This is a genomic window from Rhodobacter sp. NTK016B (assembly GCF_017303295.1).
Taxonomy (GTDB): Bacteria; Pseudomonadota; Alphaproteobacteria; order Rhodobacterales; family Rhodobacteraceae; genus Pararhodobacter.
In genome coordinates, this window is the sequence record NZ_JAFKOK010000013.1 from 115344 (window position 1) to 140017 (window position 24674).

Consider the following 24674-nt stretch of genomic DNA (forward strand, 5'->3'; position numbering starts at 1 on the left):
CGCTTCGCTGAGCATCACTTTCGAAATGGAAAAGGCCGCGCCCTTGCAGACGCGGCCTCGCTGTAGGGTGCGTGCTGTGCACGCACCGTCGCGTATCGGTCTTAACCGAAGGCGTCGGGTTCGCTCGCCTTGCGCTGATCGACGAAGGCCTGCAGCGCCTCGACGATGGCCGGATCGATGGCCGGGGCCTGATAATCGCGCAGAAGTTTCTTCACGCGCACATCGGCCAGCTGTGCCGAATCGCGGGCGCCCTCTTCTTCCCACGTCTCGTAGGGTTTGTAATCCAGCACATCGGTGCGCCAGAACGCCGTCTTGAAGTTGTTCTGCGTGTGCTGGCAGCCAAGGAAGTGACCGCCCGGCCCCACTTCGCGCAGAGCGTCCATCGCCTGCCCGTTATCGTCCATGTAGATGCCCTTGGCGAGGTGGTGCAGCGTCCCCAGCTGGTCGGCATCCAGCACGAATTTCTCGTAAGACGATACCAGCCCGCCTTCCAGCCAGCCGCAGGAATGGAGCATGAAGTTCACGCCCGCCAGCAGTGCCATGTTGAGCGAGTTCGCGGTCTCGTAGGCGGCCTGCGCATCGGGCAGCTTCGAGCCACAGAACGACCCGCCCGAACGGTAGGGCAGCCCCAGACGCCGGGCCAGCTGCCCCGCGCCATAGGTGATATGCGCGGCTTCGGGCGTCCCGAAGGTCGGCGCGCCCGAGTTCATGTCGATCGAGGTCACGAAGGCGCCCATGATCACCGGCGCGCCCTTGCGGATGAGCTGGCTATAGGCCACGCCCGCCAGCACCTCGGCCAGCACCTGCGTCAGGGTGCCCGCGACCGTCACCGGCGCCATCGCGCCGCCGACGATGAAGGGCGAGATGATCGCGGCCTGGTTATGCTTGGCGTAGACTTCCAGCGCTCCCATCATCACCGAATCGAAGGTCAGCGGCGAGTTGATGTTGATGAGCGAGGTCATCACCGTGTTCTGTTCGACGAAATCGTCGCCGAACAGGATCTTCGACATCTTGACCGAATCCTCGGCCCGGACGGGTTCGGTGACCGAGCCCATATAGGGTTTGTCCGACAGCGTCATATGCGCCAGCAGCATGTCGAGATGGCGCTTGTTCACCGCGATATCGGTCGGTTCGCAAACCGTGCCGCCCGAATGGTGCAGCCATTTCGACATATAGCCGAGCTTCACGAAGTTGCGGAAATCCGCGATCGTGGCATAGCGGCGGCCGCCTTCGTTGTCGCGCACGAAGGGCGGGCCATAGACCGGCGCCAGAACCAGGTTCTTGCCACCGATCTCGACATTGCGCTCGGGATTGCGGGCGTGCTGCGTGAACGCGGACGGCGCGGTCGCGCAAAGCTGGCGGGCCAGACCGCGGGGGATGCGCACGCGCTCGCCCTGCACATCGGCACCGGCATCGCGCCAGCGCTGCAGCGCCTCGGGGTTCTCGACGAAATTGACGCCGATCTCTTCAAGCACGGTCTCGGCGTTGTATTCGATGATCTCGAGCGCTTCCTCGTTGAGGATCTCGAAATTCGGGATATTGCGCTGGATGAACTTGGCCGTCTCGACCGAAACGGCGGTGCGCTCCGCCCGGCGGGCGGCTCCGCCGCCTCCCCGTGTCCGACGCTCGGCCCTGACTTCGCTCATCACTCATTCTCCCGCGTTGAGGGTCATGAAGCAGAGCAATATTGCCTTGAACCGGACCGGGATGGCCGGGAAGCGTCCTTTGGCAACCAAAGGCGACATCCGGGCGTTATCGGCGCCCTTCCAGGCGCTCTGCCCGTTGTCCCTTGCCGGATCTCAGCGCGGGCGGCGCGCGCCGAGGATCCGCTGCCAGAGCGTCCCGCCCAGATAGCGCCCCAGCACAACGAAATAGGCGACGATCAGCACGAAAAGCGCGATGGCAGGCGCGCCCGAAAGCTGGAAGCCGGTTTCGGTCAGATTGCCGGTCAGCCGCGCGATCACGTAACCGCCCACCGCGAAGATCGTCAGGAAATCGAGGATCGCTGCCAGCACGATGCGCCAGGTCGAAGGATAGGAAGGTTGGGTATCGCTCATGTCGGGCTCCGGGTCGCGGCCGTTACCGGCATGGGTCGGGCGCGCAGGGGTTGCGGTGTGGTCGATCGCGGTCGGAAGGGCCGGATGGGGCGCTTATAATCCCGCGATGCGGCGGATGCCACCATGCCCGCAATCGCCCTCGATCACCGCCCGCCCCGCGCGATCCCTCTTGTGATTTTTTCCAACGCGCGCTACGCGACGGCATGACCGAGCACACCTCTCATAGCGGGCACGACCGCCTTCTCATCATTGATTTCGGGTCTCAGGTGACGCAGCTCATCGCGCGTCGCCTGCGCGAGCTGAACGTCTATTGCGAGATCCACCCCTATCAGAACGTCACCGACGCGTTCCTGAAAGATTTCGCCCCCAAGGCGATCATCTTTTCGGGCGGCCCGGACAGCGTGACGCGCGAAGGATCGCCGCGTCCGCCGCAATCGGCCTATACGCTGGGCGTGCCGATCCTTGGCATCTGCTACGGTCAGCAGGTGATGACGCAGGATCTGGGCGGGATCATCGAAGCGGGGCAAAGCCACACCGCCGAATTCGGCCGCGCCTGGGTGAAGCCGACCGAGCTGAAGACCGATCTGTTCAACGGCTGGTTCATGGACCCGTCGGGGCGTGAACAGGTCTGGATGAGCCACGGCGACCACGTTGCCAAACTGGCCCCGGGTTTCGAAGTCTACGGCACCTCCACCGGCGCGCCCTTTGCCATGACTGCCGATCTTGAGCGCCGCTTCTACGCCGTGCAATTCCACCCCGAGGTGCACCACACCCCGAACGGCGCCACGCTTTACGAGAATTTCGTGAAGCTCGCGGGCTTCAAGGGCGACTGGACGATGGGCGCCTACCGCGAAGAAATGATCGCCAAGATCCGCGAGCAGGTGGGCGACAAGAAAGTCATCTGCGCGCTCTCGGGCGGCGTCGACAGCTCGGTCACCGGCATTCTGTTGCACGAGGCCATCGGCGACCAGCTAACCTGCGTCTTTGTCGATCACGGCCTTCTGCGGCTGGGTGAGGCCGAGCAGGTCGTGCAGATGTTCCGCGAGAACTACAACCTGAACCTGATCCACGCCGATGAGAGCGAGCTGTTCCTCGGCGCGCTCGAAGGCGTCACCGACCCCGAGGTCAAGCGCAAGACGATCGGCAAGCTGTTCATCGACGTGTTCCAGAAATACGCCGATCAGATCGACGGCGCCGAATTCCTCGCGCAAGGCACGCTCTACCCCGATGTCATTGAGTCGGTGTCGTTTTCAGGCGGCCCCTCGGTCACGATCAAGTCGCATCACAATGTCGGCGGCCTGCCCGAAAAGATGGGCCTGAAGCTGGTCGAGCCTCTGCGCGAGCTCTTCAAGGACGAGGTCCGCGCGCTGGGCACCGAGCTGGGCCTGCCCGCGTCCTTCATCGGGCGCCACCCCTTCCCCGGGCCGGGTCTGGCGATCCGCTGCCCCGGCGAGATCACGCGCGAAAAGCTCGAGATCCTGCGCAAGGCCGATGCGATCTATATCGACCAGATCCGCAAGCACGGCCTCTACGATGAGATCTGGCAGGCCTTCGCCGCGATCCTTCCCGTGCGCACCGTGGGCGTGATGGGCGACGGCCGGACCTATGACTACGCGCTCGCGCTGCGCGCCGTGACCTCGGTCGACGGGATGACGGCGGATTACTACCCGTTCACGCATGACTTTCTGGGCGAAACCTCGACCCGGATCATCAACGAGGTGCAGGGCATCAACCGCGTGTTCTACGACATCACCTCGAAACCGCCGGGCACGATCGAGATGGAATGACACCACGGGGCCGTTAACCCTTTGGCAACAGATCGGGGCCATCCTGTCCGCACGGAGAGGATGGCCCTATGCATCTGGACTACCCCGACTGGCTGCGCGAAGCGGTGCCCACGGACAGCACTTTTCGCACGAAACTGTCCGAATTGCGGCGGGTCGAAGCGGCTTATGGCGATCTCGACGCGCTTTATGACGACGATGAACTCACGTCTCTGATCGACGAGCTGAGCTATTCCAGCGAGGATGCGCGCAGCGAACGGCCCAATCCCTCGCGGCTGGAAATCACCGGCGATCTGCGCAACAACCTTGCCTCTTACAAAAGCGCGGTCGCGAAATATCAACGATTCCGGCAGGATATAGAAAGCGAAGCGGCGCACATCACCCTGCGTCGCGCCCTGCCCGACGCTGCCGACGAACCGGTCGCCCCGCCCGGACGGGTGCTCTCGATGGAATCCGATCTGCAACGCGCACTCCGCGACGCGCTGAGCGACCTGGAACCGGGGCTGGAAGCGGTGGATGGAGGGGGCGAAAAGGCGGTGCCTTCGGGCCGGATCGATATCCTTGCCCGTGACCGACAGGGCGGGTTGGTGGTGATCGAACTGAAAGCCGCCTGCGCGCGGCGAGAGGTGCTGGGGCAGATCGCGGGCTACATGGCCGATATTGAGCGCGAAACCGGCGCCCGCCCGCGCGGCCTGATCATCGCGCCCGACTTTCACCCAAGCACGGTTTCGGGCGCTCGGATGATCGACGGGCTGGGCCTGAAACGCTACAAGATCCACTTCGGCTTCAGCGACATGACCGAAGAAACCGGCCAGCCGGGCGGCAGCGGGACTGCCCCCCTTGCCCAAGCGTCGCCCGAAACGCCAGAAGCCCCCGCCGGGGCGGAGGCTTCACAGTCGCAAAGCGCGCGAAGGGCAGCGCTTACATCGGCGGCAGGCTGAAGAACATCGTCTCGCCCGAATGGTCATCGACGCCGTCATTGTCGGTGGCGATCCACATCGTGCCATCGGCGGTGATGGCAAGGCTTTCGACCTTGTCGAGCACATAGCCCCCCGTCGCGGCCAGATGCGGCAGCAGATCGACGACCCGCTCGGGCGTCACCACCGGCAGCTCGCCACCCAGTGGCGCGGGCTGCAGATCGGCCAGCGCCACGCGGGTGACCTGTTTCACCGCCGCCAGATCGCCCAGCTGGTTATCGCGCTCGAGCAGATACAGATAGCCGTCATGCGCGACGATTTCCGACAGACCGACCCAGCCCCGCTCATGCGTGGCCAGCGGATAATGCACCGCCCCCCATTCGCCACTTGCCGGCGTATAGGCGACCAGCTTTACCATCCCCTCGGGATCGTCGGCCCATTCGCGCTGCACGGCCATCCACAACGTGCCGTCAACCATCGTCACGCCCTCGAACCCGAAGCGGCGTTCTTGCGCCAGCAGTGCCTCGGGCAACGTCACTTCCTGGGTGATCGCGCCTGACACATCAACATGATAGAGCGCATGCGGCACGTCGCGGTCGGTGCGGCCCTCATTGGCGATCCAGAAACCGCCCTGCCCGTCCAGCGTGATGCCTTCCATATCCATATGCGCGGCGGGCGCCCCGTCGCGGGTGACACGGATCGCGCGGGTGATGTGGGCGGGCTGTTGGGACGGGTCGATCACGAAGATCGTCGGCTGCGCGCCATAGGCGGAATCATTGACCGCGTAGAGCATCCCATCCGCGTCCGCGACCATGCCCGAGATCGCGCCCCAGCCGGTAAGGTCCTCCATCCCCGCCGAGGTAAGCTGCGGGTAGGCGGCGGGCGCCTCCTGCCATTCATAGATCATGACATGCGAACGCGCGGCCCCGTCCTGACCCAGATCGGTCTCGTTCGCGGTGACGAACAGGCCGCGCGACGGGATCGGCAACAGCCCTTCGGGCCCGATGCCCGACGGCAGAAGCTGGCGCAGCACCGGGTTCGCCGGATCGGTCGCATCATAGACAGCGATCACCGAGCCGCGTTCGGACGCGACAAAAAGCATCGGCGTGCCGTCAAAGGTCGCGGCGACGATGGCTTCCGGTTCGGCACCCTTCTTGCCCGAGCGGCCTTCAGGATAATGACCGATCTCGACGATGGCGTGCTCGAGCGACGCGCCGCTGTCATGCACCAGCGTCCCGTCCTGCGCAAAGATCGACCAGGTACGGCTGCCGCCCTGCCAGTCGCCTTCATTGGCGATGGCGATGTGGTCGGCATCGAGCCACGTAATCGCATCGGGCTCGCGCAGCCGTGTGATGGTCTGATCGAACACCAGCTGCCCGTCGCGCGCGATGTCGACATCCTCGGCCGTCGCCTCGCCCGCCGGGAAATGGCTGAGCACCGTCCCGGTGCGGTCGAGAATGACGATATGGTTGTTTTCCTGCAGCGTCAGCGCGATTTCGCCCGCGTCGTTGATCGCAACGAATTCGGGTTCAGGATCTTCCGGCGCGATCTCGGCCAGCCCGGTCACATCGGCGCGGATCAACCCCGCACAATCGACCGCACCATCGGTCATCGGCAGGATGGCGACAAAGCCTGCGGGCATCTGCGGCAGCGCACCGTCGTTGAGATCCTCGTCACGCTCGTTCTCGATGGCGACGGCAAGAAAGCTGTGATCGGGAGCGATGGCGATGGAATCCGGCTGGCCGCCCAGATCGCAGGTCGCGGTGACACTCTGGCCAGCCACGTCCACGCTCAGCAGCGCGCCACCCGTCCGGACATAGTCCTCAGAGGTGTTGAGCGCGACGAAGGCGGTCGCCCCGGCGATGGCGACCGAGGTCGGCTCGCCATCGAGCAACAGCGCGCCAAGGGGCGCGGGCGCCGCGGGATCGGTGAGATCGATGAAGCCGACCGCGCCCGCCGGGCTGTCAGTATAGACCAGCGTCAGGCCGTCTCCGGTGGCGGCGATGATCTCGGACGAGGTTTCCTCGGCCTCGGGCAGGTTCGAGGCGACTGGGAACGAGGCGATCCGGTTGAAATGCGCCTGTTGCGCAAGGCCGGGGGTCGCAAGGACCAGCGAGGGGACCAGCGAAAGCGCGGTCGTGGCCAGAAGGCGGGCGGACATGGGCTTCTCCGATTGACGGCTTGAGACTTGTACCCGGCGGGATTACGTCGCTTGGGTCACGGGCGCGTCACGGTTCGATGACGAAACGATGACGGGAGAGAGCGTGATGACCATTCGTCTGACGGGAAAACTGATCTGCGCGACCGAGGCGCAGGCGGCCATCGTGCGCGAATACTTGCCCGAACATGTGCGGCTGACGCTGGCCGAGCCCGGCTGCCTTGAATTCGAGGTGAGCCATGCGGGCGCGATGACATGGGACGTGCTCGAGCGTTTCACCGACCGCGCGGCGTTCGAGGCGCATCAGGCGCGGACGGGGGCGAGCGCTTGGGGGCAGGCCACTGCCGGGATCGCACGCGAATACGAGGTCCGCGAGGGCTGACGCTAACGGCTTCTGAACGTCCCGATGATCTGCGGGATGCCGCAAAGACCGTGACGCTTCGCAAGGGCGGGGGTTTCACAAATGCCAAGGGGTTTCGCCCTCACCCGGCATGCCGCTGGCATGCAGGTCTCGCGCGACCGGGCGCGCCGCCGTCGGCGGCGCGCGGGGCCCTGTGGCGCCCCTACGGCTCGTGCAAACACGGTAAACCGCTCAGCAGATCCGCGGCAATTGCTCGCCCACCAGCATATCGACGATCCGGCTACCGCCGAACGCCGTGCGCAAGGTGACGGGCACCGGGCCGGGTTCGGTCGCGCCACCGATGATGCAGGCGCCATGCCCCGCTTCCGTCCTGTGCATCGCGGCCAGCGCGGCCTCGGCCTGATCGGGGGGAACGAAGGTGACGAGCGTGCCCTCATTGGCCAGATAAAGCGGGTCGAGACCCAGGATCTCGCACATCCCCTTGACCTCGGCGCGCAGCGGCAGCGCCGCTTCGTCCAGTTCGACCGACACGCCCGCCGCATCGGCCAGTTCGTTCAGGGTCGAGGCCAGACCGCCGCGCGTCGCGTCCCGCGCGCAACGCGTATCGGGCGCGGCCTGCAGCACGGCCTCCATCAGTGCACCCAGCGACTGACAATCCGAGCGCAGATCGGCCGACAGCGCCATGTCGCCCCGCGCCGCAAGGATCGTCGCGCCGTGATCGCCCAGCACACCATTCACGATAGCCACATCGCCGGGCCGGATCCGCCGCGCATCGAGGTTGCGTCCGGGAGCGATCACGCCGATGCCGGCGGTGGTGATATAGACCTGATCGCAGGCGCCGCGATTCACCACCTTTGTATCCCCTGTAACGATCCGCACGCCCGCCGCCGCCGCTTCGGCCGCCATCGAGGCGACAAGCCTGCGCAACAGCGCGATCTCGCAGCCCTCTTCGATGATGAAGCTCGCGGATAGCCAGAGCGGCGTCGCGCCGCCGACGGCGAGGTCGTTTACCGTTCCGCACACGGCGAGCTTGCCGATATCGCCGCCGGGAAACTCGACCGGAGTAACGACGAAACTGTCGGTGGTGAAGGCAAGCCGCGCGCCCGGTTCCTGAAGCGCGGCATCGGTCAGACGCGCCTGATCCTCCATCCCGGGCGGGGCGAAAACGCTGAGGAAAACGCTCTCGATCAACTCGCGCATCGCCTTGCCGCCCCCGCCGTGGGCGAGCGTGACGCGCTCTTCGCGCAGGGTCATGAATGTATCCTTCATTGCGCCGCGACCTCGGGATTCACCCGCGGCAGTGCCCGCGCGCCGCCATAGGTCCAATAAGCCGCGCAGGCGCCCTCGGACGACACCATCAGCGCGCCGAGCGGGGTTTCCGGTTTGCAGCCCCGTCCGAATTGCGGACAGGCGGTGGGTTTGATGCGCCCTGTCATCACCGACGAACAGGCGCAGCCCTCGGGCTCGTCGTCGGGCGAGGCGGCATAACCGATGCCGAATTTCTCCTCGGCGTCGAACGCAAGGTAGGTATCGCGGATCCGCAGCCCCGAGGCGTCGATTTCGCCCAGGCCCCGCCAGGCGAAACGCGGGCGGCGCTCATAAACATCGGCGATGGCCGCAAGGCTGACGGGATTGCCATGCTCAGGCACGACGCGGGCATATTGGTTTTCGACCTCGGCCCGGCCATCGCGGATCTGTTCGAGCACCATCAGAACCGATTGCAACAGATCGATCGGCTCGAACCCCGCGACGACGATCGGCTTGCCGTAATCGCGCGCGATGAAATCGTAAGCATGGACACCAATCACCATCGACACATGACCCGGACCGACAAACCCGTCGAGAACCATATGCGGATCGTCGAGCAGCGTCTTGATCGGTTCAGGCACGGTGATGTGGTTGCAGAAGACGCTGAAATTCGTCAGCCCCTCGCGTGCGGCCTGCTGGATCGACAGGGCCGTCGAGGGCGTCGTCGTTTCGAACCCGAGGCCGAAGAATACCACCTCGCGCTCGGGGTTGCGGCGAGCGAGTTCCAGCGCGTCGAGCGGCGAATAGACCATGCGGATATCGGCGCCATCGGCCTTGGCCTGAAGCAGCGACTTGCGCGTGCCGGGCACCCGCATCGCATCGCCGAACGTGGTAAAGATCACGCCTTCGCGCTCGGCAATGGTCACACAATCATCGACCCGCGACATCGGCAGCACGCAGACAGGACAGCCGGGGCCGTGAATGAACTCGATCCCCTCATGCACCAGTTTGTCGAGCCCGTAGCGGAAGATCGCATGCGTGTGGCCGCCGCAAACCTCCATGATATGGACGGGCTTCTCGCGCGTCGCGCCGATCGCGTCGGCGACCCGGGCAATCGCGGACAGCAGAGCCTTGGCCGCTTTCGGGTCGCGGAACTCTTCGACGTATCTCATTGCTCTTCCAACGCTTTCGCGCCCTCCGCCATCGCGTCGAGGGTCTCTTGTGCCTCGCCCAGCCCTCGCAGCGCTTCAAGCGTATCGGCGGCTTCCTGTGCGTCGATCACCGCCATTGCGAAGCCCACATGGATAAGCACCCATTTGCCCACCAGCGCGTCGAGCGGCCGGTCGGCCACCGGAGCGAGCGAGACTTCGCGCCGCACGCCCGACACATCGGCCATCGCCATCTGGCGTGCCGCGTCGGTGATGGCCACGATCTGACCGGGAATACCCAGGCACATGGTTAATCCTCCTCGCTCATTGCATGCGGCTCAATGCCGTAGCGATCCAGTTTCGAACGAAGGCCGACGCGGCTGAGACCCAGCTCGGCGGCGGCGCGGCTCTTGTTCCATTTGAGCCGCGTAAGCGTCTCGCGCAGGATGCGCATCTCCATGAATTCAACGCGCTCCTTGAGCGTCCCCTCCAGATTGCCCACCAGCGTCGCGGTGCGGTCCGCACCATCTTCGCCGGGCGCGGCCATCAGGATATGACGCGAAATGATCTCGGGACCTATGGTCACGTTCTGGGCGAGGATCAGCATGCGCGTGACCTCGTTTCGCAGTTCCGGCAGATTGCCCGGCCAATCGTAATTCTCAAGGAAATCAAGGGCGGCCTGCGTGAAACCCCGCGCCGCCTTGCCATGCTCGGCGGCCAGATCGTGCAGATAGCGCTCGGCCATCAGCGCAATGTCGCCCTGCCGCGCGCGTAGTGGCGGTACCTGCAACGCGGTCACTGCCAGCGCATAATAGAGATCCGCGCGGAACAGCCCGTCGGCGACCAGATCCATCAGCTCGCGATGCGCGCCGACGATGATCCGCGCGCCCGACGACAGCGTTTCGCGCGCGCCGACGGGCTGGAACGCCCCCTCGGTGACGACGCGCAACAGAGCGATCTGCATGGCCGGGCTCAGGCTGTCGACGCCGTTCAGGAAAATCGTTCCGCGATCGGCTTTCTGCAGCAGGCCGATCTTGGTTTGCGTCACGCCCTGCGCCGCGCCACGCTTGAGGCCGAAGAGCTCGGTCGCGAGAACGTCGTCCGGCAAGCCCGTGCAATTCAACTCGAAAAACGGGCGGTCGGCGCGCAGCGAGCCGTAGTGCATCGCCCGCGCAAGGTCGGTTTTGCCGGTCCCCGCCTCGCCCGTGATCAGGGCGGGAACGTCGAAACTGGCGAAATGGCGCGCCAGCGCGATGGTGGCGTTCAGGCTGGAATTGGGGCCGCGCAATAGTTTGTCGAAGCCCAGCCCGGCCTGCAGCACACGCCGCCGCTCATCAAGCCGCGCCGACGCGGTCGAGCCGAGATAGCGCATCTCAAGCGTCATGCGTTCGTGTTCGCGGTTCAGATCGAAGAGCCGCGCCGCGTTGCGCACCGCCATAACAAGCTGATCAGGATGCCAGGGTTTCGTTATGAACTGGTAAATGCCCGCATTGTTGATTGCTTCGATCATGTCATTGGTTTCGGTGTAGCCAGTGACGATCAGGCGAACGGTCTCGGGCCAGCGGTCGCGGATCGCGGTCAGCAGCTCGATCCCGGTGCGCCCCGGCATCCGTTGATCGCTGACCACGACCTGAACCCAGTTATCCTCCATCAGCGACCAGGCCTGATCGGCATCCTGCGCTTCGAGGACGGTGAAATCGTCCTCGAGCGCCATGCGCATGGCGGCTACCGAATGCGGCTCGTCATCGACGACGAGCACGGTCGGAAGCGACTTGGCCATCAGCCTGTCCTCTTGGCGTCGCGCCGGGCGGTGAGCCACTCGATCCAGCGGTCCATGCCCTCGCCGGTCCGGGCGCTGAGCGCGATGATCTCGATATCGGGGTTCACCCGCTTCAGGTTCGCCGCGTAGAGGTCGAGATCGACATCGCAATGCGGTGCCAGATCGGTCTTATTGAGGATGGCCAGCGTCGATGCGGTAAACATATCCGGGTATTTCAGGGGCTTGTCTTCGCCTTCGGTGACCGAAAGGATCGCCACCTTGCAATCTTCGCCCAGATCGAAAGCCGCGGGGCAGACGAGATTGCCGACATTCTCGATGAACAGGAAAGCCCCCTGCCGCAGCCGAAGCTGATCGAGCGCGTGGCCGACCATGTGCCCGTCAAGATGGCAGCCCTTGCCGGTATTGATCTGGACCGCGCGCGCGCCGGTGGCGCGGATGCGTTCGGCATCGTTGGCGGTCTGCTGGTCGCCCTCGATCACGGCGAGCGGCACGTCGCCGAGCCGTTTGATCGTCTCGCACAGAAGCGTCGTCTTGCCCGAGCCGGGCGACGAGACGAGATTCACCGCGAAGACTTCGAGCGCGTCGAGCACCCGGCGGTTTCCGGCGGCAAAGGTATCGTTCTTCGACAGGATCGCCGTTTCGACTTCGATCAACCGCGACTGGCTCATGCCGGGAACGGAGACGCCCGCCGCGCCCGTGCCATAGTGATGGTCGCCCCGCGCGTCAGGCTGCGGGTGATGATGTCCATGCTCATCATGTCCATGCTTATATTCTCCATGGACATGATCGTGAGAATGGGCGTGATCGTGGGCGTGGTGATGCCCGTGATCGTGTCCATGGTCATGAGGATGGTCGTGATCGTGGCTGTGGGCGTGGCCCACGGATTTGCCGTCCGCCGTTACGATGTCGCTGCACCCGCAAACGCTGCACATCAGATCACCTCCATATCCTTGATCCGCATTTCGTCGCCCTGTTCGGGCATAACCTTGCCGCTGCCACAGACCGGACACGGGTCCAGCCGGGACTCGATCTGCGCGGTCGCGCCACAGTCGTAACACAGCGCGGTACCGGGCAAATCGATGATTTCCAGCGCCGCGCCCTCGGCCTTCGATCCGTGCATGACCACGTCCCAGGCGAAGCTGAGCGCCGCTTTCTCGACCCCCGCGAAGCGGCCGATCTCGACGCGGACACGCGTGACCCGCACGATCCCGGGGTCCGCCGCGACGCGGTCTATGATCGTGCGCATGCCTTCGACCAAGGACATTTCATGCATCATCAGCCTCCGTCACCGCCGGAACTGATCGTGAAATCCGTTGTCCTTCAATGTGTTGGCTGGGGGCCACCAAACGAGACGAATGAGCGAGCTCACCCGGTACAGCGGATCGCGGCGTGGGTTCGGGCAAATTCCCCGGCAACCCACTGCCCGGCAGGCTCGCCAAGGCCGTCTGTGTCGCAGCGCTGTTGTCGTCGTCGGACACCGCAGCGCCACGCGGCGCAGAGGCAAAGGGCGCCCCTTCGGTCCGCAGCAGCACAAGTCCACGCGTGGCCGCCGCCCCGTCTTCCGGGCTTTGACCCGGTGCCTGCGCGCCCTGCCCCGTCGGTTCCAGCGTGACCGGCGCGCAGGGATCGAGGATGTCGAGCAACAACGGACCGAGACCCGCATGCGCCGCGTCGAGACTGCCGAGCGATTGTTCGAGCACGCCGCCCGGCGCGAGCAGGCTGTCGGTCGGCGTCACCCGTTCGCACTCTGCCACGATCCCATCGCGCACGATGAGCCGCAGGCCATAGGCGCCCCGGCTTGCGGGCACCATGGCAAGACCGGGCTCGGGGCTGAACGGCGCAGGCAACGCTGCGTCCAGTACCGCGGCCAGATCGAGAAGCCGCGCCACCGCGCGCCAGAACGGACCGCGCCCGCGCCGTGCCTCGATCCCCGCAAGGATCGGCGAGGTGGCATGGCGCGTGGCGATCGAATTCTCGACCGGGATCCGGCGCCACAGCGTTTGGGGCGTGACGAAGGGCAACGGGCCGCTCACCGCTTCGAATGGCGCGAAGTGGTTTTCGATGGCCTGAAGAACCGGCGCCACGCCACGGCCCGAGGACAGGAAGCCCGCGAAATCGTCGAGCGTCGCAGGTTCGCCCGACGCGCCGAGCAGCGCCCGGCGGACGCTGCCCTTGTCCGTCGTCCAATCCTTGGGTAGCGCGCGTGACCCGAGGCCCAGATGCTCGGGCCATGTGACGAAGAACTTGAGCAGGTGATCGCGCAGGATCTCCGCGCCCAGATCCGGCACCGCCTTTGCCCCCAATGCGACCGCCACCGCCTGCGCCTGCGCCGCCTGACACAAGTTGAAGAGCCGCGGCAAAAGCATCGCCGCGCGCGCCACCGGCTGCCCCACGAGCAGCGAGGCCACCGGAAGCTGCGGGGCGATCCAGGCGCGCAGGGGCGCCGGGGGGATGGCGGCGGCGGTCATCGTGTCACGCGTCCGGCTGAAGGTCTGAGCCAAGGCCCGCCGTGATCAGCGCCCGGCGCGTGGGCGCGGCGGGTTCGGTGTCGCCCCCGGTGTCGTCCTTGTCCGGATCGTCCCCGTCTGTCTGCGCGGCAAGCTGGGCCTCGCGCTGAGCGCGGATATCGGCGCGGCGGTCGGTCTCGGCCCGGTTGGCGGGGTCGAAGATCGCCTGCATGACGGCATTCGCCACGTCGACCGCATCCTGCTGGCGGGTGAAATCGCCCATCGGCGAGAACAGCGAACAGGCCTTGTAGCCGCCTGTCATCTCGCGCGTGTTGTGGATGAATTCATAGGCGCCCGACGGGAAATCCACGACCTCTTTCTCGCCCGTGACCAGCGCCGACCAGTCCTGTGTGTCAGGCAGCAGGATGAGGTTCATGAACCATGGCGAGATCAGCACGCCCATGATCTGCCCCTCATGCGCGCGAAACCCCACCGCCTGCACCTTGAGCGCCTTGTTGACCAGCGGCACGTCGCGCATCTTGGCATGCCAGACCTCGGTGAAATCGGCCTCGAGCCGCTCGGTCGCGGCCTTGATACGCTGGGCCCGAAGATGCGCTTCGGCGCCGGGATCGCGCAGCACCATGAAATTCTGCGGCTCGGCCGAGCAGGTCGGGCAGGACCAGTCCTCGGGCAGGGCGGTGAAGGGCGTGCCGGGGTCGATCTGCCGGGTGGGATCGCCGATCGCGGGGTCATAGACCGACCAGCAGATCTTGCATTCCATCACCGCCTGATCCGAGATCCGCGCGGCATGGCCGCCATAAGAGCCCTCGAAACCGCTCATCGCACCGCTCCCAGCACGTCGCGCAACCGTTTCGCGCTGTCGGACAGGTCCTCGGGCGCGGCGAGCACGACTTCGGGCATGTCGGTCACTTCGAAAGTGTCGAGGATCAGCTGATCTTGCGAATTGTAGAACTGCACGCGCCAGACATGCGCAAGCGCGGTGGCCCGGATGCGGCAATTGCCGTAACCGCGCGAAAGGATGTCGGCCGACCCTTCGCCCATCTTGGCATCGAGCCATGCAAGGTCGGATTCGGTATGCGGCAGCAGGGTCAGGTTGACGACATGCAGCGTTCCGTCGAAGCCCGCGCTTTTATCGGCCAGTTCGGACCAGATCGGCGGCGCGTTGACCACGCCCTGCCCCGGCTCGGGATCGAGACGCGGGCGCAGCGGTTCAAAGGCGCGGCGGATGGCAATGGCGGGCACGGGGCCGACCTCGATCCGGTCCTCGCCCGTGCCCCTGATACGCCAGATTCCCGCAAAGACGCCCTCTTGCACGCGAAGGGCGGGCAGGCCCCGGATCTTCATCGACACTTCGCCCTCGCGCAGGACCTCGGCCACCAGATGCAGGTTGGCGGGATCAAGGCCGGTCAGATCGAAGCTTTCGGGCACACCCGAGCGCGACACCCGTTCGGCCGCATCGGCGACATGGTCAAGGATCGCCAGCGCCGGGGCCAGCGTCGCCGGATCGTCGATATCGGGGATGCTGGGCGAATAGGTGTTCATGCCGGTGGGCATGTCCATATAGGTCAGGTCCTCGCCATCGGCGGGATCGGGCTGCGAGCCGGGGCCGAAGCCTGCGGGCGGCAGGTGAAAATTCGAGACCATCGCGAGGCTCCTCAGGCGGTTTCGGTCGTATCGGACGAAGCGAGGTAATGCGAGATGCGCGCGACGTAATCGGACCAGTCGCGCACCTTGGGAATGCCGCCAAGCAGCCGCCCGTCGCGGTACAGGATCAGCGAGGGGGTCTTGAAGACCTTGGTTTCCTCGCGGATCGCCTTCTCCATCGCGTCATCGACCACGGCGCAGTCGAACGCGTGCTGAAAGGCCGCTTTCAGCTCGGGCAGGATCACCGCCACATCGGGGGTTTCAAGGTTGCGCGTGGCATCGCCCGGCACGAACAGCGCATGGGCGCCGGGGGCCGAGACAAAGGCGCGAAACGCGTCGTCGGTGGCGATACGCGGCCATTTGAACTCGGTCGTCAGGCGGTCGATCAGGGGATGTCCCATGGTTTTCTCCTCAGCCGGTGATGCGGCCCGCGTCGAGCGCGGCCTGCAGATGGGGGGGCAATTGCGGACCACGCGCGTCGATATCGGCAAAGGCGTCGCCCCCGTCGCCGCCCGCCATGACGTCGCGCAGACCGTCGAGCGCCTTGGCGATGAGGGTCGCTTCCTCGGCATCGATCACCGAACGCGCGGTGCCCAGAAAGCCCAACACCCATGTCCCCACGGGCTGGATACCGACAAGCGACAGGTCCACATGGCTGCCGTCATGCGCCAGCGCGTTGGTGCCGGTGACCTTGGTCAATTGCAGCGGGATGCCCACGCACATCGTTCAGTCCGCCCGTTGCAGATCGCCGGGCAGGAAGCGCGCATCGCCGATGCGGCACGCCTCGTCCGCCGAGGGGCGACCGTCTTCATAGGCGCGCTGGCGGATGGCGCTGTCGGCCAGATCGTTGGTGACCGTGCGGCCGGGGCGCGAGCGGACGCCGCGCGCGGCCAGCCAGTCGGCGGCAAGCGCCACGGCTTCGGGGATACGCGCGGCCACCGGGGCGCGCAGCCCGCCGCCGTAATCTTCCAGCTCTTCGGGCTGGCAGCCGATCAGAACGATCTGGGCAGGATGGCAATCCATCAGCCGGGCCGTGGCAAGGACATCCTGAAAGCCGGTCTGGTGCAGCGACATCTTCTTCGCGCCCATGAAAGTGGGGACCTCGTCGCCCTCGACCACCTTCATCGTGCCGGGTTCCAGCCCGTAATCGACGGCGTCGAAGACCACCATCAGGTCATGATCCTCAAGAAAGGGCAGCAGGTACAGGCCTTGCGTGCCGCCATCGAGAATGGTGACCGGGGCGTCAAATTCCAGCGTGTCGGCCAGATGCTCGACGCAGCGAACGCCGAAGCCTTCGTCGGCCCACAGCACATTGCCGATGCCCAGAACGAGCGCGCGGTGTTGCATGCATTCCTCCCTCGCTTGCGCAGCGGTTTCACGGTTTCCGCTGGCTGGCCCGACTGACAATAGAGCTTTCGCTCTTAGCGGTCAGCGTTTTTTAAGCGTGAGGGATATGGAATTTATATGTCTGATTTAACGATATTTTCTTGGACGACACAGAAACGCCGACGCAGATCATAGGAATGTATGGTTCCACTATTTTCCTTTAGTGGACACTTGCTAACCATATCAGTCTTGCGCAGTTTTCCCGTCCCTTCTCGCCCATGGTTCGCTGCTTTGCAGCGCCCATGCCCACAGTGTTGAGACCCCGAAAGCGAGGACGGTCGGCGCCTTTCCACTGAGCCGGCCCGTCAAGCGCGACGGCCACGGAACCCGGCGGGCTGCGCACGCGTTTGGCGTGTGTATGCTCAAAAGGAGTTTCGCCATGCGCGACGGATTCGAGATCGAGACGGTTCGCGCCGGTGCGGTGTCGGTCGCCGCCCGGGCGACAGTCCCGCTTCCCCCTGAACCGGATTTCGAGCTGACGGACGAGGCGTTCGGCGCCGAGCTGGGCTTTCGCACGGGCCTGCAGGTGATCGTGGATTCGGGCCATATGGTGCCCGTGCGCCTGCAGGTGACCGAAATTTTTCGCCGCGACGACGCAGGCGAATGGGCGCTGATCCACCGGCATTCCAGCGTCGCCACCCAATAGAAGCGCGCGGCAGGCCGCGATAGGCAAGGCTCCGCCGAAAGGGCGCAACCGGGATGGTGACGCCCGGTCAGCGTCGGAACCGAGCGAGTCGCACCCGCGTTTTGTTGTCAAAGGGACCCCACAGGAGACCCACGATGACACTTGCGATGCTGGAAAGCACCCCTCTGGAAGAACCGCTGATCGCGGCCAATTTCACCCATCCCGTGCCGCGCACGAAGAAACCCGTGCGCCGACCACGCAACAATGCCGGGCTGGCAGCGTGGTTCGCCGGGCGGATGGGATGCTGAAATGCGAAACGGGCCCGCTTTAACGCGGGCCCGTTTCCGTTTCAGGTGAGCCGTTGGCCTTAATCGGCCCGATCATCCTTGAAGGTGCGATGGCCCGAGATCATCGTCGACACCATGGATTGGCGCGACATGATATCCTCGCGGATCGCCGCGTAGATATGCACCAGCATGAACACCACGATCGCCCACATGCCCAGACGGTGCATCTGATGCAGGATCTGGCTGTTGCCGATCGCCTCCCGCAGCGGACCGAAGATCGCGTCCAGAATACCGCCCTGCCCCACGCCCTCGGCATACAGCGCGAAGCCCGTGATGATCATGAAGCTCAGACCCAGCGTCATGAAGAAGAACATCGCGATCTGCGCCAACGGGTTGTGGCCCACGTATTTCTTCGGCGTCTTCTCAAGGAAGCCGTACCAGCGGATCTCGTGCCAGACCTCGCGCCACCACGCCTTGCGATGGACGGGCAGGTAAAACATCTGCCGCGCATGGTGATTGCCCACGAAGGCCCAGTAGATCCGCCCGAAGAATCCCACGGTCAGGATCATCGCCGCCGCGAAATGCGCAAAGCGGATATAGCCGAAGACGAATTGATGCGTGGCTTCGGCGATCTGCATCGACGGCAGCGGCCTGCCGATCAGGAAACCCGTCACGATCAGCACGAGGATGCACAGGGCGTTGGTCCAGTGCCAGAGCCGAACGGGCGCTTCGTAGACATAGACCGAAGTCCGGCGGCGGACCGAGGCGAGATCGCTTTCGGTCGCGTCGCCCGTCAGGCGCGCCGCTTCCAGCCCGGCGGCGGGATCGCGGCTGCCATAGGGGGTCGCATCACTCATGGCCTCACCCCGCGACCAGAAGCGCGCCGGCGGCCACGACCGCGCCGCCCGCAAGGATCTGCGCCAGCCGCCCGGTAACCAGCGCGCGCGCGCCAAGAATGCCCACGGCATGCAGCACTGCGCTGGCCATCAGAAAGCCCGCGACGTAGGCGGCGGCGCTGCCCGTGGCCTCGACCGCGTGGGCATAGCCATGCGCGGTCCCGAAGGCCGCGATGGTGGCAAGCGAGGCTGCGGTCAGCAGACGCGGCTGGCCGCGACGCGCCACCGCCACCAGCACGCCAAACAGGATGACAGACAGCGCGATCATGCCCTCGGCCATCGGCAGTTCGGCCCCGGCAAAGCCCAAGAGCGCCCCGATCAGCATCGCGCTGAGAAAGGCGGCAGCGCCGGCCCAGACGCGGCGCGGCAGGACAAGACCCGACCACAGCCCGACCGCGACCATCGCAAGCAGGTGATCGGCCCCGAAGAACGGGTGGGCCAGACCATGGAGCAGACCCTCGGCCCCGTGGCCGGTATGCGCCATAGCGGGCGCGGCGAGAAGCGCGAGAGCGCCGGAAAGTGCGAGACGTTTCATGGGTTTCCCTTTCTCAGCGGACCTTGACATTGGTCAGTTCCTGACCGTCGGGCGACATGACATGGGTCGAACAGGCAAGGCACGGATCGAAGCTGTGCAGCGTGCGCAGGATCTCGACCGGCTCGTCGGGACGCTCCATCGGGGTGTTCATCAGGCTGGCCTCGAACGCGCCGATATTGCCCTGCGCATCGCGCGGCGAGCCGTTCCACGTGGTCGGCACGACGCATTGATAATTCTCGATCTTTGCGTCCTTGATGTTGATCCAATGGCCCAGCGCCCCGCGCGGGGCCTCGGTCATGCCGACGCCGCGCGCTTCCGAGGGCCAAGTGGACGGGTCCCATTTCGCCACATTCGCCGTGCTTTCGTCGCCGTTGCGGATATTAGCGACCAGCTTGTCGAAGAAGTACCGCTGCAGACGCGCGCAATACTCGGATTCCAGCGCCCGCGCAGCGGTGCGGCCCAGCGTCGAGAACAGCGCCTCAACCGGCAGGTCCATCTGCCGCAAAAGCCCGTTCACCTGGTTCGAGATATCCTCGTGTCCCTGCGCGTACCCGACGATGTAGCGGGCAAGCGGCCCGACCTCCATCGCGTGACCGCGCCAGCGCGGCGCCTTGATCCACGAGTATTTCGCGGCTTCGTCCAGCGCCTCGATATTGGTGCGGGTGCCGACGGCATTCGGGCCCAATTCGTAACGCGGGCTGGTTTCGCCGTCCCACGGGTGCAGGCCCTGCCCCGGCTGGCCGTATTCGTACCACGAATGGTCGACGAATTCCTGGATCTGCTCGGGATCGCGGGGATCGACATCGTGCACGCGGGTCAGATCGCCGTCGATGATCGCGCCGCGCGGCAGGTAGAGCTGGCTGGCATCGAAATTGTTCGGATGCTCGGGGATGTCGCCATAGGCAAGACAGGCCTGCGACGACAGACCGCCGCCATAGAGCCAGTCCTTGTAGAAGCCACCAATTGCCACGACGTCGGGAATATAGACGTTGTTCACGAAGTCCTGGCACTTCTGGATGATCGATGAGACGAGGTTCAGCCGCTCCATGTTGATCGCGCCGACCGCGCCCGTGGAATGGACGTTGATCGGGCAAGGCACGCCCCCCACCAGCCAGTTGGGATGCGGGTTCTTGCCGCCGAAGATCGTGTGAACCTTGACGATTTCCTTTTGCAGCTCAAGCGCTTCAAGGTAATGGACCGTCGCCATCAGGTCGGCTTCGGGCGGCAGTTTATAGGCCGGGTTGTCCCAATAGCCGTTCTTGAACAGGCCAAGCTGCCCCGATTCCACGAAACCGCGCAGGCGCGACTGCACGTCGCGGAAATAGCCCGGCGAGGACATCGGATGCGAGGGCGAGACCATCTGCTGCAGTTCCGACGTGGCGCGCGGATCGGCATTGAGCGCGTTGATCGGATTGACCCAGTCGAGCGCGTGCAGGTGGTAGAAATGCACGACGTGATCGTGGATCTGCAGGTTCAGCTGCATGATATTGCGGATCGAGTTGGCGTTGTCGGGGATGGTGATGCCCAGCGCATCCTCGACCGCGCGCACCGAGGTCAGCGCGTGGGTGCCGGTGCAGACCCCGCAGATCCGCTCGGTAAAGGCCCAGGCATCACGCGGATCGCGGCCGCGCAGAATGACCTCGAGCCCGCGCCACATCGTGCCGGTCGAGACCGCGTTGCGAATGACGCCGTTCTCGTCGACATTCACCTCGCAGCGCATATGGCCTTCGATCCGGGTCACCGGGTCGACGACGATGCGGCGGCCGGAATTGTCCAGCTCGAAGCCGTTGGGGGTCTGTATGACCATGGATTACGCCTCCTCTTTCGACGTCTCGGCCGCGCTGGGGCGATCCTGAACCTTCTTCTGCGCAGTACGCAGCGCGCTGATGGCGGTGTGAACGGCGATGCCGCCCGCAACCGCGCCCGCCGCGATGCCGCCGATCTGGTCGGCATTGGCCTCGACCCCGAACTGCGTCAGGTCGGTTACGCGGTCATAGAAGCTGCCCTGATCCCAGAAGCCGTCTTCCGAGCAGCCGATGCAGCCATGGCCCGACTGGATGGGGAACGAGACACCCTCGTTCCAGCGCACGGTCGAGCAGGCGTTGTAGGTGGTCGGCCCCTTGCAGCCCATCTTGTACAGGCAATAGCCCCGGCGCGCGTTTTCGTCGTCCCAGGTTTCGACGAACTGGCCTGCGTCGAAATGCGGACGGCGGTAGCATTTGTCGTGGATGCGCTGGCCGTAGAACATCGCCGGGCGGCCCTGCCGGTCGAGCTCGGGCAGGCGGTCGAAGGTCAGCATGTAGGTGATGACGCCGGTCATGACCTCGGCGATGGGCGGGCAGCCCGGCACGCGGATGATCGGCTTGTCGGTGATGACCTGATGCACCGGCGTGGCGCGGGTCGGGTTGGGATGCGCGGCCTGCACGCAGCCATAGGACGCGCACGCCCCCCACGAGATGATCGCCTTGGCGTGTTCGGCCGCCTCGCGCAGCTGATCGACGAAGGGCTTGCCGCCGACGATGCAATACATGCCGTCCTCGTTGAGCGGCGGGTTGCCCTCGACCGCGAGGATGTAGTTTCCCCGGTAGCGCTCGATCGTGTCGCGCATCGCCGCTTCGGCCTGATGACCGGCCGCAGCCATCAGCGTATCGTCGTAATCGAGCGAGATCATCGACAGCACGACGTCCCCGGCCAGCGGATGCGCCGAGCGGATGAAGCTTTCCGAGCAGCAGGTGCATTCCAGCCCGTGCACCCAGATGACGGGTGTGCGCGGCATTTCCTCCATCGCCTTGGCGATGCGCGGCACGAAAGCGGGGCCAAGCCCCAAAGCCGCCGCCGTCAGCGAGCAGTACTTCATGAAGCTGCGCCGGGTGATCCCCTGTTTGCGCATGACCTCATAAAAGGTTTCAATCTGGCTCAAGGTCCGTCCCTCCCGTCGCTACTGAAAACCAAGGCGGGGTCGGGCCCCGTCCGGACAACGTCCTGTCACAGGGCCAAGATGACGGTATGCGGCAGTATTCGCCCGAAAAAGCGACATAGCGCTGCAGCATTGGGATTGGCGTTTGCGATCAACGCCCTAAGCGCGTTTTGGACGTCCGTTCTGCGGTTGCAAACGGAAGCTTTCCACCCAGCCCGGACGCGCGCTGATCAGTCGCTTTCCAGCGCGGCCAGCGCGACCATCGCCTGTCCCAGCGCCAGCCCGCCATCATTGGCGGGCGTCAAACGGTGACTGAGAACGGTGATCTCTGGCGGGATCGCGGCCTGCGTTTCGGCCAGCAACAGCGCATTCTGATAGCACCCGCCCGACAACGCGATGGCGTGGGCCTGCCCGGCCTCGACCAGCGCCACGGCGGTGGCGGCAAAGGCGCGCGCAAGGCCCCGGTGGAAGCGCAGCGCGATCTGCGGGGCCGGTGTCGCGGTGTCGAGATCGGCGCAGAGTGCGTCGATAGCGGCGGCGGGGTTCAGGTCGGGGGCGAAGGGATAGCCCGGATGCCCGTCATCCGGCGCCGTCGCGGCAAGCGCTTCAAGCCGCATCGCCGCTTCGCCCTCGTAGCTTTGCGCCTGCGGGCAGAGACCAAGGATCGCCGCCGCCGCGTCGAACAACCGCCCGGCGCTGGACGAAAGCGGCGCGTTGAGGCCCCGCTCGGCGGCCATCCGGGCCATGGCCAGAGGCGCGTCGGGAAAGAGCCGTTCGGCGCGCGCGCCCTGCCCCGCCGCATCGAGCCGGACCAGCGCGTTGCGCCATGGCTCTCGCGCGGCCCGGTCGCCGCCGATCAACGGCGCTGGTGTCAGGTGGGTCTGCCGCCGGAAACCGTCGTAATCGCCCAGCAGGATTTCCCCGCCCCAAAGGGTCCCGTCGCTGCCCAGCCCGGTCCCGTCGAGGATGATCCCCGCCACCGGCCCCCCGTCGCGCGGCCAGAGGTTCTCGGCCAGACAAGCGGCGAGATGGGCGTGGTGATGCTGCACCTCGACCCCGCGCAGCCCGTCGCGGTGGGCGCGATCGCGCCCGTGGCGCGTGGCACGGTATTCGGGGTGCAGGTCGGTGGCGACGGCTTCGGGCGCATGGTCGAAAAGCGCCGCGTAATCCGCATCCGCCTGCAGAAAGGCCTGCCATGTCAGGGCCTCGTCCAGCTCGCCCAGATGGTGGCCCAGCAGCGCCTGCCGGTTCTTGATCAGACAGATCGCCGCTTTCATCTGCCCGCCATAGGCCACGACCTGTCGGTCGGGGAAGCCGTCTGGCAAGGGCAACGTGCCGGGCACCCGCCCGCGTGCGCGGCGCAGGATCATCGGCGGATCGGCGCGCTCGACGCTGTCGTCGAGACGCCGGGCGATGGCGCGGTCATGCATCACGAAAGCGTCGGCGAAGGGGCCGAGTTTCGCGCGCGCCTCGTCATTGTCGACGACCTGCGGCTCACCCGACAGGTTGCCCGAGGTCATCACCAAGGGGCGCTGCACGGCGTCGAGCAGCAAGTGGTGGAGCGGCGTGTAGGGCAGCATCCAACCGAGCGTCGACTGCCCGGGGGCGAGGCTGTCGGGCAGCGTTCCGCGCGCGGGCAACAGCACGATGGGCGCCGCGGGATCGGTGAGCAGGGCCTCCGCCCCGGGGCTGAGCGCCGCGTGGCGGCGGATCAGGGAGAGCGGGGCGATCAGGGCGAAAGGCTTGGCCGGGCGGTGCTTGCGCTGGCGCAGGGTGTCGATGGCGCGAGGATTGGTTGCGTCGCAGGCCAGATGGAAACCGCCGAGCCCTTTGACGGCAAGAATGTCGCCCGCAAGCAGGCGGCGCGCGGCTTCGGCGATCGGATCGGGCGCTTCGGGTTCGATCCATAGCCGGGGGCCGCAGGCCGGACAGGCGACCGGCTGGGCGTGGAAGCGGCGGTCGGCGGGGTTCTCGTATTCCGCGCGACATTGGGCACACAGTGTGAAGGGCGCCATTGTCGTCTGCGCGCGGTCATAGGGCAGACCGGTCAGGATGGTGAAGCGCGGGCCGCAATGCGTGCAATTGGTGAAGGCGTAGCCCTGCCGCCGCCCGGGCGCGCGGATTTCATCGGCGCAGGCCGCACAGGTGGCTGCATCGGGAGTGACGCGGGTCTCGGCGCCCCTCGCCCCCGAGGCGGCGATGATGAAGGCGGTGGCGTCGAGCGTCGTGGCCTCGCTTTCCAGCGCGTCGATGCGAGAGAGCGGCGGGGCCTCGGCCAGTAGCGCCGCCTCGAACGCGTCGAGATCGGGCCCGGCGGCGAGGATCAGCACCCCTTCGGCATCGTTGCGCACCTCGCCCGTCAGGCTGAAACGCTGCGCCAATTGCCAGACAAAGGGCCGGAAGCCGACGCCCTGCACCTGCCCCCTTATGCGGATACGCCGCGCCGTCATCGGCTAGGAGTGG

General features: G+C 65.7%; 25 protein-coding genes. 5 read left to right on the forward strand and 20 right to left on the reverse strand.

Features of this window, described 5'->3' with window-relative positions:
- Positions 1–101 precede the first annotated feature (101 nt).
- Together JI664_RS17315 and JI664_RS17320 are read right to left on the reverse strand one after the other, a co-directional pair.
- Positions 102–1646: a trimethylamine methyltransferase family protein gene (locus tag JI664_RS17315; protein ID WP_207015023.1), complete on the reverse strand. Its 1545-nt coding sequence runs from the start codon at positions 1644–1646 to the stop codon at positions 102–104.
- A 153-nt stretch (positions 1647–1799) separates the two neighbouring features.
- Positions 1800–2057: a hypothetical protein gene (locus JI664_RS17320; RefSeq protein WP_207015024.1), complete on the reverse strand. Its 258-nt coding sequence runs from the start codon at positions 2055–2057 to the stop codon at positions 1800–1802.
- A gap of 203 nt (positions 2058–2260) precedes the next feature.
- Here JI664_RS17320 and guaA point away from each other — a divergent pair, with 203 nt between their 5' ends.
- Complete coding sequence (gene guaA / locus JI664_RS17325; protein ID WP_207015025.1) at positions 2261–3844, forward strand: glutamine-hydrolyzing GMP synthase; 1584 nt, start codon at positions 2261–2263, stop codon at positions 3842–3844.
- A gap of 68 nt (positions 3845–3912) precedes the next feature.
- Complete coding sequence (locus JI664_RS17330) at positions 3913–4782, forward strand: endonuclease NucS domain-containing protein (protein ID WP_207015026.1); 870 nt, start codon at positions 3913–3915, stop codon at positions 4780–4782.
- Here the strand turns inward: JI664_RS17330 and JI664_RS17335 are convergent.
- The gene (locus JI664_RS17335) at positions 4763–6919 is read right to left on the reverse strand and encodes an esterase-like activity of phytase family protein (RefSeq protein ID WP_207015027.1); all 2157 of its coding nucleotides are present in this window, start codon (positions 6917–6919) and stop codon (positions 4763–4765) included. The genes JI664_RS17330 and JI664_RS17335 overlap by 20 nt on opposite strands.
- Before the next feature lie 106 nt (positions 6920–7025).
- Here JI664_RS17335 and JI664_RS17340 point away from each other — a divergent pair, with 106 nt between their 5' ends.
- On the forward strand, positions 7026–7298 hold the full coding sequence (locus JI664_RS17340) for a putative quinol monooxygenase (RefSeq protein WP_207015028.1): 273 nt from the start codon (positions 7026–7028) through the stop codon (positions 7296–7298).
- A 210-nt stretch (positions 7299–7508) separates the two neighbouring features.
- On the opposite strand, the gene hypE is transcribed toward JI664_RS17340, so the two are convergent.
- Genes hypE through JI664_RS17400 form a run of 12 tightly spaced genes read right to left on the reverse strand, consistent with a single transcriptional unit; the run spans position 7509 to position 16912 of the window.
- On the reverse strand, positions 7509–8531 hold the full coding sequence (hypE, locus tag JI664_RS17345) for a hydrogenase expression/formation protein HypE (protein ID WP_207015029.1): 1023 nt from the start codon (positions 8529–8531) through the stop codon (positions 7509–7511).
- A gap of 11 nt (positions 8532–8542) precedes the next feature.
- Positions 8543–9697, reverse strand: coding sequence for a hydrogenase formation protein HypD (hypD, locus tag JI664_RS17350; RefSeq protein ID WP_207015030.1), 1155 nt, complete (start codon positions 9695–9697; stop codon positions 8543–8545).
- Positions 9694–9981: a HypC/HybG/HupF family hydrogenase formation chaperone gene (locus tag JI664_RS17355; RefSeq protein ID WP_207015031.1), complete on the reverse strand. Its 288-nt coding sequence runs from the start codon at positions 9979–9981 to the stop codon at positions 9694–9696. Before JI664_RS17355 ends, hypD begins: the two co-directional genes overlap by 4 nt.
- A gap of 2 nt (positions 9982–9983) precedes the next feature.
- A complete protein-coding gene (locus JI664_RS17360; RefSeq protein ID WP_207015032.1) occupies positions 9984–11453 on the reverse strand; it encodes a sigma-54-dependent transcriptional regulator in 1470 nt (489 codons plus the stop codon).
- Complete coding sequence (gene hypB, locus JI664_RS17365) at positions 11453–12385, reverse strand: hydrogenase nickel incorporation protein HypB (protein WP_207015033.1); 933 nt, start codon at positions 12383–12385, stop codon at positions 11453–11455. Before hypB ends, JI664_RS17360 begins: the two co-directional genes overlap by 1 nt.
- Positions 12385–12726 (reverse strand): hydrogenase maturation nickel metallochaperone HypA, encoded by a 342-nt coding sequence (gene hypA, locus JI664_RS17370; protein WP_207015034.1) that lies wholly within the window; start codon positions 12724–12726, stop codon positions 12385–12387. Before hypA ends, hypB begins: the two co-directional genes overlap by 1 nt.
- The gene (locus tag JI664_RS17375; protein WP_207015035.1) at positions 12719–13921 is read right to left on the reverse strand and encodes a hydrogenase expression/formation protein HupK; all 1203 of its coding nucleotides are present in this window, start codon (positions 13919–13921) and stop codon (positions 12719–12721) included. Before JI664_RS17375 ends, hypA begins: the two co-directional genes overlap by 8 nt.
- Before the next feature lie 4 nt (positions 13922–13925).
- Entirely contained in the window at positions 13926–14741 is an 816-nt protein-coding gene (hybE, locus tag JI664_RS17380) for a [NiFe]-hydrogenase assembly chaperone HybE (protein ID WP_207015036.1), read from the reverse strand.
- Positions 14738–15565, reverse strand: a complete 828-nt coding sequence (locus tag JI664_RS17385; RefSeq protein ID WP_207015037.1) for a hydrogenase expression/formation protein — start codon at positions 15563–15565, stop codon at positions 14738–14740. The genes hybE and JI664_RS17385 overlap by 4 nt, the downstream gene beginning before the upstream one ends.
- 11 nt (positions 15566–15576) lie before the next feature.
- Positions 15577–15966, reverse strand: a complete 390-nt coding sequence (locus tag JI664_RS17390; RefSeq protein ID WP_207015038.1) for a hydrogenase accessory protein — start codon at positions 15964–15966, stop codon at positions 15577–15579.
- Between the two features lie 10 nt (positions 15967–15976).
- Positions 15977–16288, reverse strand: a complete 312-nt coding sequence (locus JI664_RS17395; protein ID WP_207015039.1) for a HypC/HybG/HupF family hydrogenase formation chaperone — start codon at positions 16286–16288, stop codon at positions 15977–15979.
- Between the two features lie 3 nt (positions 16289–16291).
- The gene (locus tag JI664_RS17400) at positions 16292–16912 is read right to left on the reverse strand and encodes a HyaD/HybD family hydrogenase maturation endopeptidase (protein ID WP_207015040.1); all 621 of its coding nucleotides are present in this window, start codon (positions 16910–16912) and stop codon (positions 16292–16294) included.
- A gap of 418 nt (positions 16913–17330) precedes the next feature.
- Here JI664_RS17400 and JI664_RS17405 point away from each other — a divergent pair, with 418 nt between their 5' ends.
- Positions 17331–17597: a hypothetical protein gene (locus JI664_RS17405; RefSeq protein WP_207015041.1), complete on the forward strand. Its 267-nt coding sequence runs from the start codon at positions 17331–17333 to the stop codon at positions 17595–17597.
- A gap of 134 nt (positions 17598–17731) precedes the next feature.
- Positions 17732–17884 (forward strand): hypothetical protein, encoded by a 153-nt coding sequence (locus tag JI664_RS17410; protein WP_207015042.1) that lies wholly within the window; start codon positions 17732–17734, stop codon positions 17882–17884.
- Positions 17885–17943: 59 nt separating this feature from the next.
- On the opposite strand, the gene cybH is transcribed toward JI664_RS17410, so the two are convergent.
- The 5 genes from cybH to hypF form a co-directional block, all read right to left on the reverse strand.
- Entirely contained in the window at positions 17944–18720 is a 777-nt protein-coding gene (cybH, locus tag JI664_RS17415; RefSeq protein ID WP_207015043.1) for a Ni/Fe-hydrogenase, b-type cytochrome subunit, read from the reverse strand.
- A 4-nt stretch (positions 18721–18724) separates the two neighbouring features.
- Positions 18725–19294, reverse strand: coding sequence for a HupE/UreJ family protein (locus JI664_RS17420; protein WP_207015044.1), 570 nt, complete (start codon positions 19292–19294; stop codon positions 18725–18727).
- A gap of 13 nt (positions 19295–19307) precedes the next feature.
- A complete protein-coding gene (locus JI664_RS17425) occupies positions 19308–21101 on the reverse strand; it encodes a nickel-dependent hydrogenase large subunit (RefSeq protein WP_207015045.1) in 1794 nt (597 codons plus the stop codon).
- A gap of 3 nt (positions 21102–21104) precedes the next feature.
- The gene (locus JI664_RS17430) at positions 21105–22214 is read right to left on the reverse strand and encodes a hydrogenase small subunit (protein ID WP_207015046.1); all 1110 of its coding nucleotides are present in this window, start codon (positions 22212–22214) and stop codon (positions 21105–21107) included.
- A gap of 227 nt (positions 22215–22441) precedes the next feature.
- Positions 22442–24661, reverse strand: a complete 2220-nt coding sequence (gene hypF, locus JI664_RS17435; RefSeq protein WP_207015047.1) for a carbamoyltransferase HypF — start codon at positions 24659–24661, stop codon at positions 22442–22444.
- Between the last annotated feature and the right edge of the window lie 13 nt (positions 24662–24674).

Bases quoted from the DNA above. Each gene is read 5' to 3' on its own strand.
- JI664_RS17400 (WP_207015040.1), bottom strand. From the start codon at position 16,912: ATGCAACACCGCGCGCTCGTTCTGGGCATCGGCAATGTGCTGTGGGCC.
- hypA (WP_207015034.1), bottom strand. From the start codon at position 12,726: ATGCATGAAATGTCCTTGGTCGAAGGCATGCGCACGATCATAGACCGC.
- JI664_RS17340 (WP_207015028.1), top strand. From the start codon at position 7,026: ATGACCATTCGTCTGACGGGAAAACTGATCTGCGCGACCGAGGCGCAG.
- JI664_RS17385 (WP_207015037.1), bottom strand. From the start codon at position 15,565: ATGGTCTCGAATTTTCACCTGCCGCCCGCAGGCTTCGGCCCCGGCTCG.
- hypB (WP_207015033.1), bottom strand. From the start codon at position 12,385: ATGTGCAGCGTTTGCGGGTGCAGCGACATCGTAACGGCGGACGGCAAA.
- JI664_RS17320 (WP_207015024.1), bottom strand. From the start codon at position 2,057: ATGAGCGATACCCAACCTTCCTATCCTTCGACCTGGCGCATCGTGCTG.
- JI664_RS17330 (WP_207015026.1), top strand. From the start codon at position 3,913: ATGCATCTGGACTACCCCGACTGGCTGCGCGAAGCGGTGCCCACGGAC.
- JI664_RS17335 (WP_207015027.1), bottom strand. From the start codon at position 6,919: ATGTCCGCCCGCCTTCTGGCCACGACCGCGCTTTCGCTGGTCCCCTCG.
- JI664_RS17375 (WP_207015035.1), bottom strand. From the start codon at position 13,921: ATGACCGCCGCCGCCATCCCCCCGGCGCCCCTGCGCGCCTGGATCGCC.
- JI664_RS17395 (WP_207015039.1), bottom strand. From the start codon at position 16,288: ATGTGCGTGGGCATCCCGCTGCAATTGACCAAGGTCACCGGCACCAAC.
- hypF (WP_207015047.1), bottom strand. From the start codon at position 24,661: ATGACGGCGCGGCGTATCCGCATAAGGGGGCAGGTGCAGGGCGTCGGC.
- cybH (WP_207015043.1), bottom strand. From the start codon at position 18,720: ATGAGTGATGCGACCCCCTATGGCAGCCGCGATCCCGCCGCCGGGCTG.
- hypD (WP_207015030.1), bottom strand. From the start codon at position 9,697: ATGAGATACGTCGAAGAGTTCCGCGACCCGAAAGCGGCCAAGGCTCTG.
- hypE (WP_207015029.1), bottom strand. From the start codon at position 8,531: ATGACCCTGCGCGAAGAGCGCGTCACGCTCGCCCACGGCGGGGGCGGC.
- JI664_RS17405 (WP_207015041.1), top strand. From the start codon at position 17,331: ATGCGCGACGGATTCGAGATCGAGACGGTTCGCGCCGGTGCGGTGTCG.
- hybE (WP_207015036.1), bottom strand. From the start codon at position 14,741: ATGAGCGGTTTCGAGGGCTCTTATGGCGGCCATGCCGCGCGGATCTCG.
- JI664_RS17355 (WP_207015031.1), bottom strand. From the start codon at position 9,981: ATGTGCCTGGGTATTCCCGGTCAGATCGTGGCCATCACCGACGCGGCA.
- JI664_RS17425 (WP_207015045.1), bottom strand. From the start codon at position 21,101: ATGGTCATACAGACCCCCAACGGCTTCGAGCTGGACAATTCCGGCCGC.
- guaA (WP_207015025.1), top strand. From the start codon at position 2,261: ATGACCGAGCACACCTCTCATAGCGGGCACGACCGCCTTCTCATCATT.
- JI664_RS17360 (WP_207015032.1), bottom strand. From the start codon at position 11,453: ATGGCCAAGTCGCTTCCGACCGTGCTCGTCGTCGATGACGAGCCGCAT.
- JI664_RS17410 (WP_207015042.1), top strand. From the start codon at position 17,732: ATGACACTTGCGATGCTGGAAAGCACCCCTCTGGAAGAACCGCTGATC.
- JI664_RS17420 (WP_207015044.1), bottom strand. From the start codon at position 19,294: ATGAAACGTCTCGCACTTTCCGGCGCTCTCGCGCTTCTCGCCGCGCCC.
- JI664_RS17315 (WP_207015023.1), bottom strand. From the start codon at position 1,646: ATGAGCGAAGTCAGGGCCGAGCGTCGGACACGGGGAGGCGGCGGAGCC.
- JI664_RS17390 (WP_207015038.1), bottom strand. From the start codon at position 15,966: ATGGGACATCCCCTGATCGACCGCCTGACGACCGAGTTCAAATGGCCG.